Annotated in this window: 13 protein-coding genes, 2 tRNA genes, 1 other RNA gene and 1 pseudogene; 14 read left to right on the top strand and 3 right to left on the bottom strand. The window is 54.9% G+C overall.

The genetic code is table 11. The features are described from left to right. Window positions 1-94: 94 nt before the first annotated feature. A tRNA-Asn gene (locus VZ068_RS13145) sits at window positions 95-171 on the bottom strand. Window positions 172-226: 55 nt separating this feature from the next. Next, window positions 227-763: a GspH/FimT family pseudopilin gene (locus VZ068_RS13140; RefSeq protein WP_349655550.1), complete on the bottom strand. Its 537-nt coding sequence runs from the start codon at window positions 761-763 to the stop codon at window positions 227-229. 149 nt (window positions 764-912) lie between these two features. On the opposite strand from VZ068_RS13140, the gene uvrB reads away from it, so the two are divergent. The 14 genes and pseudogenes from uvrB to VZ068_RS13070 all read left to right on the top strand — a co-directional run bounded on the left by uvrB (window position 913) and on the right by VZ068_RS13070 (window position 16,690). Continuing rightward, complete coding sequence (gene uvrB, locus VZ068_RS13135) at window positions 913-2,934, top strand: excinuclease ABC subunit UvrB (RefSeq protein WP_259160984.1); 2,022 nt, start codon at window positions 913-915, stop codon at window positions 2,932-2,934. A gap of 95 nt (window positions 2,935-3,029) precedes the next feature. Continuing rightward, window positions 3,030-3,104, top strand: a tRNA-Val gene (locus tag VZ068_RS13130). Between the two features lie 616 nt (window positions 3,105-3,720). Further along, window positions 3,721-3,963, top strand: a complete 243-nt coding sequence (locus tag VZ068_RS13125; RefSeq protein WP_259160982.1) for a hypothetical protein — start codon at window positions 3,721-3,723, stop codon at window positions 3,961-3,963. A 36-nt stretch (window positions 3,964-3,999) separates the two neighbouring features. Further along, window positions 4,000-5,673, top strand: coding sequence for a type IV secretory system conjugative DNA transfer family protein (locus VZ068_RS13120; protein ID WP_259160981.1), 1,674 nt, complete (start codon window positions 4,000-4,002; stop codon window positions 5,671-5,673). 349 nt (window positions 5,674-6,022) lie between these two features. Then, window positions 6,023-6,433, top strand: a complete 411-nt coding sequence (locus VZ068_RS13115; RefSeq protein WP_259163780.1) for a toxin co-regulated pilus biosynthesis Q family protein — start codon at window positions 6,023-6,025, stop codon at window positions 6,431-6,433. A gap of 128 nt (window positions 6,434-6,561) precedes the next feature. Beyond that, complete coding sequence (locus VZ068_RS13110) at window positions 6,562-7,575, top strand: type IV secretion system protein (protein WP_259160979.1); 1,014 nt, start codon at window positions 6,562-6,564, stop codon at window positions 7,573-7,575. Continuing rightward, window positions 7,572-8,339, top strand: a complete 768-nt coding sequence (locus tag VZ068_RS13105; RefSeq protein ID WP_259160977.1) for a TrbG/VirB9 family P-type conjugative transfer protein — start codon at window positions 7,572-7,574, stop codon at window positions 8,337-8,339. Before VZ068_RS13110 ends, VZ068_RS13105 begins: the two co-directional genes overlap by 4 nt. Next, window positions 8,336-9,517, top strand: a complete 1,182-nt coding sequence (locus VZ068_RS13100) for a TrbI/VirB10 family protein (RefSeq protein WP_326521098.1) — start codon at window positions 8,336-8,338, stop codon at window positions 9,515-9,517. The genes VZ068_RS13105 and VZ068_RS13100 overlap by 4 nt, the downstream gene beginning before the upstream one ends. A gap of 14 nt (window positions 9,518-9,531) precedes the next feature. Then, window positions 9,532-10,572, top strand: a complete 1,041-nt coding sequence (virB11, locus tag VZ068_RS13095; RefSeq protein WP_259160976.1) for a P-type DNA transfer ATPase VirB11 — start codon at window positions 9,532-9,534, stop codon at window positions 10,570-10,572. A gap of 52 nt (window positions 10,573-10,624) precedes the next feature. Then, window positions 10,625-11,341 (top strand): annotated as a pseudogene (locus VZ068_RS13090) (lytic transglycosylase domain-containing protein); the annotation flags it as partial. Between the two features lie 166 nt (window positions 11,342-11,507). Then, window positions 11,508-11,912, top strand: a complete 405-nt coding sequence (locus VZ068_RS13085) for a TrbC/VirB2 family protein (RefSeq protein WP_259160975.1) — start codon at window positions 11,508-11,510, stop codon at window positions 11,910-11,912. Beyond that, complete coding sequence (locus tag VZ068_RS13080; protein ID WP_259160974.1) at window positions 11,905-12,213, top strand: VirB3 family type IV secretion system protein; 309 nt, start codon at window positions 11,905-11,907, stop codon at window positions 12,211-12,213. The genes VZ068_RS13085 and VZ068_RS13080 overlap by 8 nt, the downstream gene beginning before the upstream one ends. Before the next feature lie 99 nt (window positions 12,214-12,312). Next, complete coding sequence (locus VZ068_RS13075) at window positions 12,313-14,769, top strand: VirB4 family type IV secretion/conjugal transfer ATPase (protein ID WP_259160972.1); 2,457 nt, start codon at window positions 12,313-12,315, stop codon at window positions 14,767-14,769. A gap of 301 nt (window positions 14,770-15,070) precedes the next feature. Next, the gene (locus tag VZ068_RS13070) at window positions 15,071-16,690 is read left to right on the top strand and encodes an alpha-amylase family glycosyl hydrolase (RefSeq protein WP_349655549.1); all 1,620 of its coding nucleotides are present in this window, start codon (window positions 15,071-15,073) and stop codon (window positions 16,688-16,690) included. 352 nt (window positions 16,691-17,042) lie between these two features. On the opposite strand, the gene VZ068_RS13065 is transcribed toward VZ068_RS13070, so the two are convergent. Next, window positions 17,043-17,118, bottom strand: a non-coding RNA gene (locus VZ068_RS13065) — sX9 sRNA. Window positions 17,119-17,418 lie beyond the last annotated feature (300 nt).

Genomic DNA, 17,418 nt, shown 5'->3' with positions numbered 1-17,418 from the left:
GTCAATGTTGCGCAAGGCCGAAGCGCGCGCGGCCTGCTTTTTCTCGACTAACGACAAAAAAGGACTTGCGAAACTCGCAAGTCCTTGATGTTTTTGGCGCCCGAAGTTGGACTCGAACCAACGACCCCCTGATTAACAGTCAAGTGCTCTAACCGGCTGAGCTATTCGGGCGGGGAGGCAAATTATAGGGACCAGCCGCCGCGTACGCAACCCCTTTGAAAAAATTTCAGAAGGGGCACTGCTGCTGGGCTGTGAGCAATCTGGATCGCTGTCTGCCTGCGGCATTGACGATCACCTGGCCCTTCAGAAGCCCGCGGCTACAGATGTGGAACGTTAGATTGCTTCCGGCTGTTCTGCCCAGCGAATTGTAGCGGGCCTGTTCACGTCCTGACGAGGTGTGAATGCTGAGCCTGGAAGCAGCACTTGACGTACGCACGCCGATGATAAGGTGAGTGCTGTCAGGCTTCCGATTGCCGTCAGGATCGGCGTATATCAACCAGCCTTTCGTCCAATCGTTGTTGGCATCGCAGCTGTCGTAGGAAGCGCTTGGACACATTGCCACGGCGCTTCCACGCGAAATTGCGGCCGATCGGGTCATTGCCAGGTGGGCGGAGATTTCAAACATAAGGGCGCGTACCTGTTGCGCTTGACGTAGCTCCGACAAAGACGGCCAGGCAACTGCTAGAAGGATGGCGAGTACTGCGGTTGTGATAGTGCTCTCTGTCAACGTGAAGCCTGCTTGCTGATGATGGTTCCTGTCCATGGCAGCTGCACCACCTTGCGGGAGCTTAAGCGTCTAACGCCTGATCCTTAAAGGCCATCAGCATGCTTCCGAATAGACCGTAGGAAAACCACAAACATTGCCATCATCTGCCGTCGGTATACTGACCGGCCGATTGAGGGCACCGCTGCATGACCGACCGTTTTCAGCTCGTATCCCCGTATTCCCCAGCTGGTGACCAGCCAGCGGCCATCGACAAGCTAGTGGCCAACTTCGAGGCCGGCCTGGCCAAGCAGACCCTGCTGGGGGTGACCGGCTCGGGTAAGACCTACACCATCGCCAATGTCGTGCAGCAGGTGCAAAAGCCGACCCTGGTGATGGCGCCCAACAAGACGCTGGCGGCCCAGTTGTACGGCGAGTTCAAGTCGTTCTTCCCGAACAACGCGGTCGAGTACTTCGTCAGCTATTACGACTACTACCAGCCCGAAGCCTACGTGCCGTCCTCGGACACCTTCATCGAGAAGGACAGTTCGATCAACGAACACATCGAGCAGATGCGCCTTTCGGCGACCAAGACCTTGTTGTCGCGGCGCGATTCGCTGGTGGTTGCGACGGTGTCGGCGATCTATGGTCTGGGTGCGCCGGAGGACTATCTGTCGCTGCGCCTGATCCTCTCGGTGGGCGAGCACATCGATCAACGCCAGTTGATCCGCCATCTGACCGATCTGCAGTACACCCGCAATGAGTTCGAGCTCACACGCGGCGCATTCCGGGTGCGCGGCGAGGTGGTGGACGTGTTTCCGGCCGAGTCGGATACCGAGGCGTTGCGGATCGAGTTGTTCGATGGCGACGTCGAGCAGCTGACCTTGTTCGACCCGTTGACCGGCGAAACCCTGCGCAAGCTGCAGCGGTACACCGTGTATCCCAAGACCCATTACGCCACCACGCGCGAGCGTACGCTCAGCGCGGTGGATACGATCAAGGAAGAGCTGAAAGATCGGCTGGAGCAGTTGTATTCGCAGAACAAATTGGTCGAGGCGCAGCGTCTGGCGCAGCGCACCCAGTTCGATCTGGAGATGATGGCTGAAGTGGGGTTCTGCAACGGTATCGAAAACTATTCGCGGCATCTCACCGGCAAAGCGCCCGGCGAGCCGCCGCCGACGCTGTTCGACTACCTGCCGCCGGATGCGCTGCTGGTCATCGATGAGTCGCACGTGACCATTCCGCAAATCGGTGCGATGTACAAAGGCGACCGCTCGCGCAAGGAAACGTTGGTGGAGTTTGGCTTCCGGCTGCCGTCGGCGCTGGACAACCGGCCGCTGCGCTTCGAGGAGTGGGAGGCGCGTTCGCCGCGCAGCATCTATGTCTCCGCAACGCCGGGGCCTTATGAATTGCGCGAGTCTGCCGGCGAAATCACCGAACTGGTGGTGCGTCCCACGGGGCTAATCGATCCGGTCGTGGAGATTCGCCCGGTCGGTACCCAGGTCGACGACTTGATGTCTGAGGTGCACGAGCGCATCAAGCTCGGCGACCGCGTGCTGGTCACGACGCTGACCAAGCGCATGGCCGAGAACCTGACCGAGTACCTCGGTGAGCATGGCATTCGCGTGCGCTATCTGCACTCTGATATCGACACGGTCGAGCGTGTGGAGATCATCCGCGATCTGCGCCTGGGCAAGTTCGATGTGCTGGTTGGCATCAACCTGCTTCGCGAGGGTCTGGACATGCCGGAAGTGTCGTTGGTGGCGATCCTGGATGCGGACAAAGAAGGTTTCCTGCGTTCAACCGGCTCGTTGATCCAGACCATCGGCCGCGCCGCACGCAATCTGCGCGGCAAGGCGATCCTGTATGCCGACAAGATGACGCGTTCGATGCAGGCCGCGATCGACGAAACCGACCGCCGTCGCGAGAAACAGGTGGAGTACAACCTTGAGCACGGCATCACCCCCAAGTCGGTGGCGCGTCCGATCTCCGACATCATGGAAGGTGCGCGCGAGGATGCGGCCGAGAAGAAGGCGGGCAAGGGGCGCTCGAAGTCGCGCCAGGTCGCCGAAGACACCCCCGATTATCGCGCCATGAAGCCCGCTGAAATTGCCGGCAAGCTCAAGAGCCTGGAGCAGAAGATGTATCAGCATGCCAAGGATCTGGAGTTCGAGGCAGCGGCGCAGATTCGCGACCAGATCCAGAAGTTGAAGGCCGCAAGCCTGGGGTAGGGCGAAGTGGCGCACGAAGCGCGGGAGGGCTTGTGATTGGCAAAACCCTGCGCTAGAATGCGCGCCCTGCACAGCGCAATGCTGGCGCAGGATTCGGGCGGTTAGCTCAGCGGTAGAGCACTACCTTGACATGGTAGGGGTCACAGGTTCGAACCCTGTACCGCCCACCACTCCAAGTCCAGATGGCACGGCGACTTGAGTGGTTACATGGTCGGCAGCGATGTCTGCCAATAAATCAAAGTGGCCCCAATGAGGAGCTCCTCAACCTGGGTGCGTGCTTGGCCAAGTTCTCGGCGATCAACGCCAACCCCTTCATTCGCTTGGTCCGGATACGTCGGATCGAACTTCGCGTAGCGGTCAGTTGTGCCTGCTGCACGGTGACCGAGCAAGTCGGACACTCTCATGCGGCCCCACCGCGCTTGCGTAGCCACGTGGCGATGGTGTGTCGGAATGTTCTGGGCACGAACCCTGTCGCCTGCAGCGCCAGCCAAGGCGCACCTTTCGCCACGCGACCCCACGTCATGCCCCAGGCAGCCGTTGGCTCGCGACATCACTCAATAGCTCGGCGCAGGCGATGAAGGATCCAGTGCTGGCAGCAGCGGAGCTATCGGCCAGCGCGTATCTGTCTGCCGCTGCACCGTCGGAAGGGCCAAACCAAGCTCGCCGAATCGGGCTCAGAGATGGGGCGGCGCGACGCGTACAGTCACGGGCGCCTCCGAAACCGCTTTCTCCATCACACGTCTTGCTTTAGCATCGCCTCCGCGCTGACGGAAAGGAAGGCTGGCGATGGACGAGTATCAGCACACCGTGCTGACCAGGGGGGGGTATCGCGTTGTGGCGATCACGCGCGACGAGGTGTATGCACCCGATGCGGTGGTGGCGTATGCGGTCGTGACCGATGCTGGAACGCGAATCACGCCGGATCTTTCCTTGGATCAAGCCAAGGTGTGGATCGACTCGCTTGTCGAGAGCGAGAGCGGAGGCCGCAAAGCGGGCCTGATCGACCACAAGCCTGTCGTCCGCCGTTAGACCGCAGTCCAGCTGCAAGCCTAGGGAGAAGGGCGCATGTCCAAAGCCAAAATTATCGCGATTGCCACTGCGGTGGCGCTGCTTGCCGGATATCTGCTGTCCGGCTACGTGACCTTGCTGCTGCTGCGGCTGGATACGGGCCTGTATAGCTGGGACACCTATTACCGCTACTACAGCGCGCTGGGACTGCCCGAGGTTGCTCCCTATGCAACCAAGATCAAGATGGCAGGTGGCATCGGCTTCGGTTTTCCGGCGCTCATCTGGATCATCGGTATTGCTCTGGCACTTAAGCCCAAGGCGCCTGCATTGCACGGCGACGCGCGCTTCGCCGGGGCTTCCGATCTCGCCAAGCACGGCCTCTTCAAGCCAAGCGGAAACGGCATCGTCGTCGGTAAATTCAACGGCAAGCTGGTGCGTCTGAGCGGGCAGCAATTCGTGATCCTCGCTGCGCCGACGCGCTCAGGTAAAGGCGTGGGTGTTGTCATCCCCAACCTGCTTGAGTACCAGGAGTCGATCGTCGTCCTGGACATCAAGCAGGAAAACTTCGATCTGACCAGCGGCTGGCGCGCCAGCCAGGGGCACGAGGTCTTTCTCTTCAATCCGTTTGCGGAAGATCGGCGTACCCATCGCTGGAATCCACTGACCTACGTGTCGAACGATCCCGCATTCCGCGTGTCGGACCTGATGAGCATCGCAGCCATGCTGTATCCGGACGGCTCGGACGATCAAAAATTCTGGGTCAGCCAGGCGCGTAATGCATTCTTGGCTTTTGCTCTGTACTTGTTTGAAAACTGGGATGAGGAGCTGTCGCTTGGCTTCCCGGGCGGGGCAGGGGCGCCCACGCTGGGCGGAATTTACCGCCTGTCTTCGGGCGACGGTACCGACCTCAAGAAATACCTGAAGTCGCTGTCCGAGCGCAGGTTCCTGAGCAGCAACGCCAAGTCGGCCTTTGCCAACATGCTGTCACAGGCGGATGAGACCTTCGCGTCCATCATGGGGACCCTGAAAGAACCGCTCAACGCGTGGATCAACCCCGTGCTGGATGCGGCCACCAGCGCCGACGACTTCATGTTGACGGATCTACGCAAGAAGAAGATGACGATCTACATCGGCATCCAGCCCAACAAGCTGGCCGAGAGCCGCCTGATCATCAACCTGCTCTTCAGCCAGATCATCAACCTCAACACCCGCGAACTGCCGAAGTCCAACCCCGAGCTCAAGTACCAGTGCTTGCTGCTCATGGACGAATTCACCTCGATCGGCAAAGTGGACATCATCGCGACGGCAGTAGCCTACATGGCGGGCTACAACATCCGTCTGTTGCCCATCATCCAGAGCATGGCGCAGCTGGACGCGACCTATGGCAAGGACCTGTCGCGCACCATCATCACCAACCACGCCCTGCAGATCCTGTACGCACCGCGCGAACAACAGGACGCGAACGACTACTCGGAGATGTTGGGCTACACGACGATCAAGAAGAAAAACATCACAAGGGGGCGCGAAACAACGCGTAGCGTGTCGGAGGAGCGGCGTGCATTGATGTTGCCGCAGGAGCTGAAGGCAATGGGGAACGAGAAGGAAGTCTTCCTGTATGAAGGCATTCCGCATCCTGTGAAGTGCGACAAGATCCGCTACTACGAAGATCGCTACTTCACCGCGCGATTGCTGCCCAAAACAGATGTGAAAACGCTTTCCATGGGAGTGTGATATCCATCACGGATTGGTGGTAGATATGTGTGGGTAATTCTTGACTCATGTGTCCGTTAAGGGCAAAGTTATCCAGAATTCCTGCATTGTTGATTTTTTGTTAAGGGGACGGCGCCGGACGGGGTCGTACAGGAGTAAAGCTATGGATGGTTCTTCGGTATGTTCGTGTCGCTTGCCCGCGCGTCTGCGCTGCACTGCTCCGCCTGCCTGGGCGGATCATGTGCGCCTCGCGTTTCCAGCCGGTTTCTCAAAGCTCTCGACGCTCCGTCACCTTTAGGTGTGTGGGGCCGTAGTGCTGTCCGTCATTAAGCCCGAAATTTCATGAGTTGGAGAAGTCAGAGTGAATCCGATGTATGTGTCCAAGCTGTCGTTGGTGTTAGCGGCTGCCATGTTGGCTGGCGCCTGCGCGACCAAGCCTGCTCCTGACTTTGGTGGGCGCTGGAAGCACGTCAATCACTTTGACGAGGCTCCAACCGAAATTCCTCTTTATACCTCCTACACGTATCAGGCTACGCCGATGGATGGCACGCTGAAGACGATGCTTGAGCGTTGGGCCGCGGACTCCAACATGCAGTTGTCCTACAACCTGCCGTCGGACTACACCCTTATCGCGCCGGTTTCGAACATCAGCACCACCAGCGTGCAGCAAGCCGCAACTGAACTCAGTGCGGTGTATGCCGCGCAGGGAGTCTCGGTCTCAGTCTCTGCCAATAAATTGCTCGTGCAGCCGGTACCAGTGTCAACGGGTTCCAAGCTCTAAGGGAGCGTCGACCGATGTGCTGCACCTGCGCATCACATTTTCAAGCACGTCCATGCTTCCCAAGTGCCCGCAACCCATCGCGGCAACAGTTTCAGGCCTGACAAGGCCCCACGGTGACGGATCTAGACATGTTGCGTAAGAAAGTCAATGAGAAGGACGGATCCGCCCAAGTAGGCGCGGCAGTCCAGAAAGCGGTGAATTATGAGGTCAGCATCGCTGACCTTGCCCGCCGTAGTGAAAAACGTGCTTGGATGGTGGCGATGATGTCCACGCTCGTCACCGTGCTGACCGCTGGCGGCTACTACTACATGCTGCCTCTGAAGGAAAAAGTTCCCTATCTTGTAATGGCGGATGCCTATTCAGGTACGAGCACGATCGCCAAACTCGAAGCAAATTTCGGCGGGCGTTCGGTGAGTACCAGCGAAGCATTAGCACGCAGCAATATCGCAAGGTTCATTATCTCACGTGAATCGTACGATGCATCCAATATCAGCGATCGAGATTGGAATACCGTAGTTTCAATGGCGGCTACGAGTGTGTTGGCGGAATATCGAGCGCTGCATGCGGCGAACAATGCTTCTAGGCCTTTTAACATTTACGGTAGGAATCGCTCGATACGCATCAATATATTGAGCATTACGCTTATCGGGGGTAGGGGTAAGGCATATACGGGTGCGACCGTTCGATTTCAGCGCAATATCTATGATAAAAGCTCTACTGTAACTACGTTGCTTGATAATAAAATTGCGACGATGGAGTTTGCTTATCAAGACAATCTTGAAATGAGCGACGACCTTAGGGTGGAAAATCCGCTCGGTTTCAGAGTGACAGATTACCGGGTTGATAATGATTACTCTGCGCTGCCTGCGGTTCCGGCATCGGGCGCACCGCTGGCAGCGCCGACGACCGTAACCGCTTCGGGGGTGCCTGCTGTGCAGCCAGGGGCCACCAGTGATATGGCTAACACTGCTACTCAAGGCGGAGCGCTACCTGGAACAGTGCCGATGCAGCAGGGTGCACCAGCAGCACCCGGTGTCTCTCCGGCACCGCAACAGGCACCGCAAATGTATCCAAACCAGGCCCAGCCCGCCATTCAACCCCAGGGAGCACAAAATAATGTCAATGGAGCGAGCGGTAGATGAAACTCTTTAGCCGATACAAAATGGCGCTACTAGCGTTGCTTCCTCTTGGGTTATGCGCCTTCCCTGTCGCTGCGCAGGTGGTACAAGAATATGAGTATGAGTCGGATCGAATATACCAAGTTCGTACGGGTCTGGGTATTACTACCCAGATTGAACTCAGCCCCAATGAGAAAATCCTCGATTACAGTACGGGTTTTACTGGTGGATGGGAGCTGACGCGTCGCGAAAATGTTTTTTACTTAAAGCCGAAGAATGTCGATGTCGATACGAATATGATGATTCGTACCGCAACCCATTCATACATTCTGGAGCTGAAGGTCGTCGCAACTGATTGGCAGCGCCTGGAACAAGCCAAACAGGCCGGTGTTCAGTACAAAATTGTCTTCACTTATCCCAAGGACACGAGCTTCAATGGTGCCGAGGATCTGATTGCTGCAAAAGATGGGCCGCAGTTGAATGCAAAGATCCTCAAGGATCGTCGTTATTATTATGATTACGACTATTCGACGCGCACTAAGAAATCGTGGTTGATCCCGAGTCGGGTGTATGACGACGGCAAGTTTACCTACATAAATATGGATTTGACGCGTTTTCCTACCGGAAATTTTCCGGCAGTCTTTGGCCGCGAGAAAGAGCATAGTGAGGATTTCTTGGTCAACACGACGGTTGAGGGGAATACATTGATCGTGCACGGCACCTACCCATATCTGGTAGTGCGCCACGGGAGCAATGTGGTAGGTCTGCGAAGGAATAAGCAAAAGTGAACTCAAACCCTCCAAATAATTCTGATGAGCGCATTCCCGGAGAAATGGATGCGCAGTCGCGTTCTGAACACGACGAGCATGGCAGTAATCCCTATTTTGCACGTCATCGGTCCGCCGAATCCCCAGACCTAGATGCAAACGAACCTGTTTTGCAATCTAATGACATGAAGCGGCTTAATCGCAAAGCTTTGATGTTCTTGGCTGGCATCGCGTTGCTCCTAGTACTCGCCATTTTTTGGCTGGTATCGCGTAACTCAGAAAAACCAGAAGTGGTGAAGCCTCGCGCAGAAACCGTTATTGCGCCAGCTCTGCCTCAAAACTTGGGTGCACCAACCGCGCCAGAACCAGTGCCGCTCGTCCAGCAGCAGAGTCCGCTGGCGCTCCCGAGTGAGCCGCCTGAGTATAACGATGCCCCCCCTCCTGTTGTCGCTCCTGAGCGGGAACGTGGTCCCACGCTTCTGGAGCGGCGCATTCTTGCAGAACAGGGTGCTGATGCTGATTTGCGACCTGCAAGCGGTGCTAGCGCTGCAAGAACTCCTGAAGATCAACTAGATAAGCAAATTACGCTGGCAAAGCCGATTAGTAATCCCGATGGTCTGCTTGTCCGAGGGACATATATTCGTTGCATACTGGAAACCCGCATCATCAGTGACTTTGATGGCTTTACGTCCTGCATTGTTACCGAGCCTGTTTATTCAATAAACGGCCATAAACTCCTGCTGCCGAAGGGGTCAAAGATGTTGGGCCAATATGCTGCCAAGGAGCCGACTTCGCCTCGCATGCAGGTGGTTTGGGATCGTATCACAACGCCCACGGGTATTGATGTAATGCTGGAGGGGCCAGGCATCGATAACCTTGGCAGCGCGGGGCATCCGGGCCAATATGATGCACATTGGGGAAATAAAATAGCCTCTGCGTTGTTCATTAGTATGCTGAGTGATGCATTTAAATATGCTGCGGCAGAATACGGCCCCCAGACGACAACGGTCGGAGTAGGTAGCGGAGTGATCACTCAGCAGCCATTCGAGAGTAATACTGCGCGCAGCATTCAGGATATTGCCGAGCAAGCAGTGGCAAAATCCGGCCGTCGTCCATCGACGGTGACAATCAATCAGGGCACCGTACTGAATGTGTATGTGGCCAAAGATGTTGATTTTTCGGCTGTGCTGCCAAAGTGAACGAAGGTTACGCCGTGACGATTGAAGACTCACCACTCGCAAAAATCTCGAATGATTTTCTGGATTATCAGTATTCCGTCTTGGGAATTTTGGATTACTTGAACTCTCCGGAGGTCACTGAAATTTGCATCAATCGTCCGGGCGAGCTGTATCTCGAGACCATCAATGGCTGGCAGCGTGTAGATGTGCCTTCACTGACATTTGATCGTGCAAGGCAGTTCTGCACTGCGGTTGTTAATGAAAGCAACACCGGTCAGCGGATCACGGACGCTGACCCTGTTGTTTCATTGACTTTTCCAACGGGGCAGCGTGCGCAATTTGTAATTCCACCTGCTTGTGACGCTGGAAAAGTTTCGATTACCATCCGTCTGCCCTCAAAGCACACCAAGACTTTGGAGCAATACAAACACGATGGATTTTTTGATCAAGTACTAGAGCAGGCTGCTGACGTTAGCGATCAAGATCGCGAATTGCTGGAGCTACGCCGTAACAGAGATTACTCTGAGTTTTTCAAAAAATCTGTTCTCTACAAGAAAAATGTTGTTGTTGCGGGCGCGACAGGCAGTGGTAAAACCACGTTCATGAAGGCTCTCGTTAACCACATTCCAAATGAAGAGAGACTTGTTACCATTGAGGACGCAAGAGAACTTTTCATAAGTCAGCCTAACTCCGTTCATCTCTTATATTCTAAGGGCGGGCAGAGCGCGAGTAACGTGACAGCTAAAAGCTGCATGGAGGCCTGCCTTCGAATGAAGCCCGATCGAATCATATTAGCTGAGTTGCGAGGCGATGAATCGTTCTATTTTATTCGTAATTGTGCGTCTGGCCACCCTGGCTCAATCACCAGTTGCCATGCTGGTAGCGTTGAGCAAACCTGGGACCAACTTGCGCTTATGGTCAAAGCCTCTAACGAAGGTTCTGGGTTAGAATTTGAAGTGATAAAACGTCTGCTGCGTATGACCATTGATATAGTAGTGCATATCAAAGCGCATGCGGGACGGCGCTACATCACTGGTATTGACTTTGATCCAATTCGAACCTTGCGTGGTGGTTGAGTTGTCGTCTATCGCTATTGATCTTGTTTAAGGAGCCGCTATGTTGCCAGGTATGGAACTAATGGGCTGCACCGGACTAGCTGTCCCCGGCGAGGTGATGCAGCATGTCGTCCGTGTGGAGTCTTCGCGGAATCCTTACGCAATTGGCGTGGTCGGTGGGAGACTTGTTCGTGAGCCGAGAGGGCTGCAAGAAGCAGTTGCCACGGCAAAAATGCTGGAGCAAAAGGGATACAACTTTTCTCTCGGGCTTGGCCAAGTGAATCGCTATAATTTAGTGAAGTATGGCTTGACCAGTTACGAAATGGCTTTTGAAAAATGTCCAAACCTCGTGGCTGCTTCGAGGATCCTTGCAGAATGCCATTCTCGGTCAGGTGCTAACTGGGGCAAGTCTTTCAGCTGCTATTACTCCGGTAATTTCGAGACGGGGTTTAAGCATGGGTATGTACAAAAAATTTATGCATCCATTCGGCAGTCGGCGGCACGGGTAGATAACGTCGAGCCGATCGGAGTTATTCCTAATCAACCAATCAAGGTTGGTGTCAGGAGTCCGTTGCGTCAGGCAGCAGCAGAATTGGCCGATGCAATTGTTTCTAGGCGAGTGCAGGGCATGGCACAGTCGCCACAGGTGAATTCGCAACCTGCGGCTCCACTCGAAAATTCCTCAGCCCTTGCAAGTACAAATGGTCCGACGCCCGTCACGCCGACTGAACCCAACGACCTTTATATAATTAAGGCAACGGGCCAAGGGCGTGGAGTTGCTGTCCCGGCTGTTGCGCCATCTCAGTCGGTTACGTTGAGTGCCGGGTCCCCATCTGCTGCGCCCACCAATCCGCAGCTTCAGAGGCAAGTTCCAGTGGATAGTGCTTTCGTGTTTTAACAAGGAAGAATGTTGCCATAGGACGGCTGCAAGCCCCCCTGTTTAAAGGAGATAGAAAATGCAAATGATGAATAACAAGCAGTTGGTCGCCGACGCTAAGATGGTCGGTATTCAGGCATTGAAAGCTTTGGTTTTCACTTCAGCTCTATTCGTTGCCGGTGGCGCCGGTGCGCAAGTAGGCGATCTGGCAAAGACTGACGAAAAAGTCTGTGGATTTCTCGATAATGTAAATTCGCTGCTCACCATGGGTTCTGTAGCTGTCGTAACGATCGCCGTGATTGTGGCCGGTTACCAGATCGCGTTTGCTCATAAGCGAATTTCGGAAGTCTCTCCAATTCTTATCGGCGGTGTCTTGATTGGCGCTGCGGGACAGATTGCTAACATGGTTATCGGTAAGCGCGACAGCCAGTGCCAGGGTGAATCGGCAATGGCGCTACTCCAAGCGCTGCATCATTATGCATAAAGACGTGCTCTTTCGCGGGTGCACCCGCCCTGCAATGTTCTTGGGGGTTCCATACATCCCCTTTTTCATTGGCGCCGGTGGAGGCCTGATGATGGGCATGTATCTCAATCTGTGGTATCTCCTGACCATTCCTGTATTCATTTTTATAATGCAGCAGATGGCAAAGCGCGATGAGATGATTTTCAGGTTGCTGGCGTTGAGATGGTTATTTCGATTTCGCGTTCGTAATCTGCAGCGTTATTCAGGAATGTGGGTGTTTAGTCCAAACGAATATCGTAAAAATCCCCCCGGGAAGCCTTAGCGTACAGGCGATAACTCGACCAACCCCATGCACTGAATCTGCATGGGGTTGGTCTTTCAGAGCCTAGTCTTGCAGTGAATCCTTCTTATTGGTATTGCCATGTTCAGCCCAGATAGTCCAATCAGTGAGTTTGTATCTATTTCGACACACGTGGCACCTTCGGTGCTGAAGACAACTGGTGGCGATTATCTTTTGATCTGGCATCTCGCCGGTTTGCCATTTGTCGGCAGGGATGAGTTCGAGCTTGAGCAACGGCATAACACCTTTAATCGGTTGTTGCAGACTTTACGTGCGCCTGATTTTGCCAACGTTGCGTTTTGGGTTCACGATGTCCGACGGCGTCGTAAGATCGGCAACGGCAGTCGCTTCAAGCAGTCGTTTAATCAGGCGTTGTCTGACGAGTACTATGCGGCACTGTCTTCGCAAAAGATCATGCAAAACGAGCTCTATTTCAGCATGATCTACCGTCCTGTAGTCACCGGGCGGCGCCTAGTAGAAAAATCAGCAGACCCTGAGCGGCTCAAGTCGGAAGAAGATCAAGCAGTGGCGAAAGTGATCGAGCTGGCCACGAATGTCGAGGCTGTGCTGAAAGATTATTCGCCTTATCGTTTGGGTATGTATGAGGCTAAAAATGGAGTTGTTTTTTCAGAGACTTTAGAGTTTCTAGGTTATCTGCTAAATAGAATTGACGAGCCCGTTCCGGTATTGCAGGCCCCGGTACAAGCGTATTTGCCTGTTAGTAAACATATGTTTGCAAACAAGACAGGTGATTTTGTCATCCGTACACCGGATGGGATTAATCATTTTGGTGCTATCTTGAACGTTAAGGAATATTCGGATGGTACATATCCGGGAATTCTGAATGGTTTAAAATATCTTGATTTTGAATATGTTGTAACCCATTCTTTTAGTCCGGTCGGTCGCCACGATGCACTTAAGGTGCTTGAGCGAACCAAAGGGATGATGATTTCGTCAGGTGACAAGTCTTCAAGCCAGATTCGTGATTTGGACGTGGCAATGGACGACGTTGCTTCGGGAAATTTCGTTCTGGGTGAATATCACTTCACTATTGCGATTTACGCTGATAGCCAGGAAAAGTTGGCACGGCAGATAGCAACGACCAGGGCCGAGTTGTCTAATGCAGGCTTTGTCTCATCTAAGGAAGATCTGGCGGTAGCATCCTCTTTCTATGCCCAGCTGCCGGGAAACTGGCGCTTCCGTACGCGTATCGCGAATCTCAGTTCTCTTAATTTCCTTGGGCTTTCTCCTCTGCATAACTTTGCCCAGGGGAAGCAGAACAATAATCCTTGGGGCGAATGCGTTACGACGCTGCAGACCACCAATGGTCAGCCTTACTACTTTAATTTTCATGCCACACATCCTGCAGAAAATTCTCTGGGTGAGAAAGCTATCGCCAATACGATGGTGATTGGAAAGTCCGGTACAGGTAAAACGGCGCTAATCAACTTTTTGTTGAGTCAAGTGCAAAAATTTGATCCTATACCCACGATATTTTTCTTCGACAAGGATCGTGGGGCCGAGATATTCGTGCGTGCTTGTGGAGGTAATTATCTGGCGCTTGAAAATGGCGCTCCCACTGGATTCAACCCTTTTCAATGCGAGAGAAACGAAGCGAATACGCAGTTTCTTTCAGAGCTCATCAAGGTGTTGGGCGGTAAGGTAGAATACAGCTCGCGCGAAGAGGAGGATATTTTTCGTGCTGTGGAGGGCATGTTGGACACTCCGATGCATCTGCGCAGCATGAGTAATTTCCGCAAAAGCCTGCCTAATATGGGGGACGATGGGCTTTATGCAAGACTGCGGCGCTGGACGGCAGGGAATTCGCTGGGCTGGGTGTTCGATAATCCAGTGGACACAGTCGATCTTCAAAGGGCCTCCATCATCGGCTTTGACTATACCGATGTGATTGATAATGCTGAAGTGCGTGTGCCAGTGATTAATTATTTACTGCATCGCCTGGAGTCTTTGATCGATGGGCGCCCGCTGATCTATGTTATGGATGAGTTCTGGAAAATTCTGGATGGCAAGGGTGGCTTGAAAGAGTTTGCAAAGAACAAGCAGAAGACCATCAGAAAGCAGAATGGCATGGGCATTTTTGCGACGCAGAGCCCTGAGGATGCGTTGGCCAGTGATATTGCGGCAGCTTTGATTGAGCAGACGGCGACAATGATATTGCTGCCTAACCCAAATGCCAGTCGTGACGATTACATGGAAGGGCTTAAGCTTACTGACGCGGAATATCAGGTGGTGGTGTCCCTTGATGAACGTTCGCGTTGCTTTTTAGTGAAGCAAGGTCATGCGTCCGCTGTATGTCAGCTCAATCTGCGTGGAATGGATGACGCGCTTTCAGTGATTTCGTCGTCGACTGATAATATTGAGATTATGCAGCAGGTTTTGTCGCGACAAGCCAACAAGCTTGGTGTTAGCGTCGATCAGTTGACGCCCGAGCAATGGTTGGAAGAGTTTTATGCAAACCGTAAAGGTTCCGGTAGACGGAAATCGAGTGCTGATAAGCAAGCGGAAGATCATGCCTAGCATGCGGTGCATGGCCCGCGTATGCGTGCCATGCACCGGCTAAATGCCATCTGTTTTCGCGGATTTTTGTAGCTTTAGGGATCTATCGGTTTCGATTCCGCATTATCTGGATTTTTTTTGGCGCGACATGCTTTGCTACCTCGAATATTAGAGTTCAGAGGGGTTTTGGGATTTTGATAGCGTATTTTTAGATGACATGAATACGTATGCACATGTGCGCTCTTAGAGTTGTGCGGAGCTACGCTAGCAACCTTGGCAGGGCGCTCATTCTCGCGCCCGCATTGGCCCGGGAGGGGCGTACATGTCGCAGACACCATGGTGGCGCGGGGCCGTCATCTATCAGATCTATCCGCGGAGTTTTCTGGATTCCAATGGCGACGGGGTGGGCGATCTGCCGGGCATCATCGCCAAGCTCGACTACATCGCCGGCTTGGGCGTGGATGCGATCTGGATCTCGCCGTTCTTCAAGTCACCGATGGCCGATTTCGGCTATGACATCGCGGACTACCGGGCGGTGGATCCGCTGTTCGGCACGCTGGAAGATTTCGATCGCCTGCTTGACAAGGCGCATGCGCTCGGGCTGAAGGTGATGATCGACCAGGTGCTGAGCCATACCTCGATCGAACATGCGTGGTTTCAGGAGAGCCGGCAGGACAAGACCAACGCAAAGGCGGACTGGTACGTGTGGGCCGATCCGCGCGAGGACGGCACGCCGCCCAATAATTGGCTATCGATCTTCGGCGGGGTGGCGTGGCAGTGGGAGCCGCGGCGCGAGCAGTACTACCTGCATAACTTTTTGGTGGATCAGCCGGATCTCAATTTCCACAACACCGATGTGCAGCAGGCGACCCTGGACAATGTGCGGTTCTGGCTGGATCGCGGGGTCGATGGCTTCCGTCTGGATGCGATCAACTTCTGCTTCCACGATGCGCAGCTGCGCGACAACCCGGCCAAGCCGGCAGACAAGCGGGTGGGGCGTGGCTTCAGTGCGGACAATCCGTACGCGTACCAATACCACTACTTCAACAACACGCAGCCGGAAAATCTGCCGTTCCTGGAGCGCCTGCGCGCGTTGCTCGATCGCTATCCGAATTCGGTGAGCCTGGGCGAGATTTCTTCAGAAGATTCGCTGGTGACCACGGCCGAGTACACCGCCAAGGGCCGTTTGCACATGGGCTACAGCTTCGAGCTGTTGGTGCAGGATTACAGCGCTGCGTATATTCGTGAGACGGTCAGCCGGCTCGAGGCGACCATGCTGGAAGGCTGGCCGTGCTGGGCGATTTCCAATCATGACGTGGTGCGTGCGGTGACGCGTTGGGGCGGCGAAGATGCGTCGCCCGCATTGGCGCGGATGGTGGTGGCGCTGCTGTGTTCGCTGCGTGGTTCGGTCTGCCTGTACCAGGGCGAGGAGCTTGGGCTGGGCGAGGCGGATGTGGTGTTCGAGGATCTGCAGGATCCATATGGCATCACGTTCTGGCCAACCTTCAAGGGGCGCGACGGGTGCCGCACGCCGATGCCGTGGACCGATGCGCCGTCAGCGGGTTTCACCAGTGGCAAGCCTTGGCTGCCGTTGGCCGAGCCGCATCGCCTGGCCGCGGTAAGTGTGCAGCAGGGCGATGCGCAGTCGGTGTTGAGCGCGGTGCGTGCGTTTCTTGCCTGGCGCAGGCGCATGCCGGCCTTGTGCGAAGGAGCGATTACGTTCTACGACACCGCCGAGCCGGTGCTGATGTTTCGTCGTGAGCATGCAGGCCAGGTCATGCTGTTGGCCTTCAATTTGTCGTCCGCTGTTGCCGAGATTGCGCTGCCTGAAGGCGCATGGGTACAGCTCGATGTCCCGGGGGTGGAGCGGGGCGTGATCGAGGATGGACGCGTGAGCTTGCCTGGGCACGCGGTGGTGTGCGCCACGGGCGAGGGCCGATAGCACCGTTTCACAGGCGGGTAGCTGTGATTGAGTGAGACAGGCGAGGCATTCCATCGTGATGCCTCGTTTTTTTTGTATGCGGTGTCTGCTACCAATCAGTGCTTGCGCTGAGCGCTGTGCCCGGCAAGCGACTCAAGATGCGTCACATGGGTGGTGCTGTTGCAGGAAACGGCAATGCGTGCGCGCCGGCCCGATCAAGCTGCAGGAGCCGGGTGCCTGATGAAGCTGAGTGTGATTGCGACATCGCCAGTCGACGCACTGGCTCGCGTGTCACGGCGTCTGGTGCGCATGGGAATGTCGAGAAGTCAGGTGCGCATATGGCGCTCAGCACCCGATCTCCTCGATTGAAAGCGGCTGACAGAACGCAGCCAGCAGTCGTCAATTGGTGTGGGTGGGGCACTCTGAATCGGAGTGCACGAGCGGCACATACCCCTCTTGAGCTCCGGTATCGCCCGTTTGGCGTATGCATGGTCTTGTTACTAGCTGCTCCCGTGGTGATCGCGTTTACCCGAATGGCGGTGGTACTCATTCAAAAGAAAAGCCGCGGGTCTTTGACCGGCGGCTTCTGAGTAGGCACCATCTTGAGGTTCTGGAGCGGCGCGCTTTGGGTTGCATTGCGCGGATTGGAGAGCAGCCACTTCTGAATAATCTAGAGAATTATGAAAGCAGTACACCTGGAGCTGATTGTGTTTCCCTGAACCCCGTACCCTCACCCCAACCCCTCTCCC

Source organism: Xanthomonas sp. 10-10, assembly GCF_040182365.1.
In the GTDB taxonomy this organism is placed as follows: Bacteria; Pseudomonadota; Gammaproteobacteria; order Xanthomonadales; family Xanthomonadaceae; genus Xanthomonas; species Xanthomonas arboricola_F.
The sequence above is the reverse complement of the archived record's forward strand: the minus strand, read 5'-3'. Positions and strand labels throughout refer to the sequence as shown.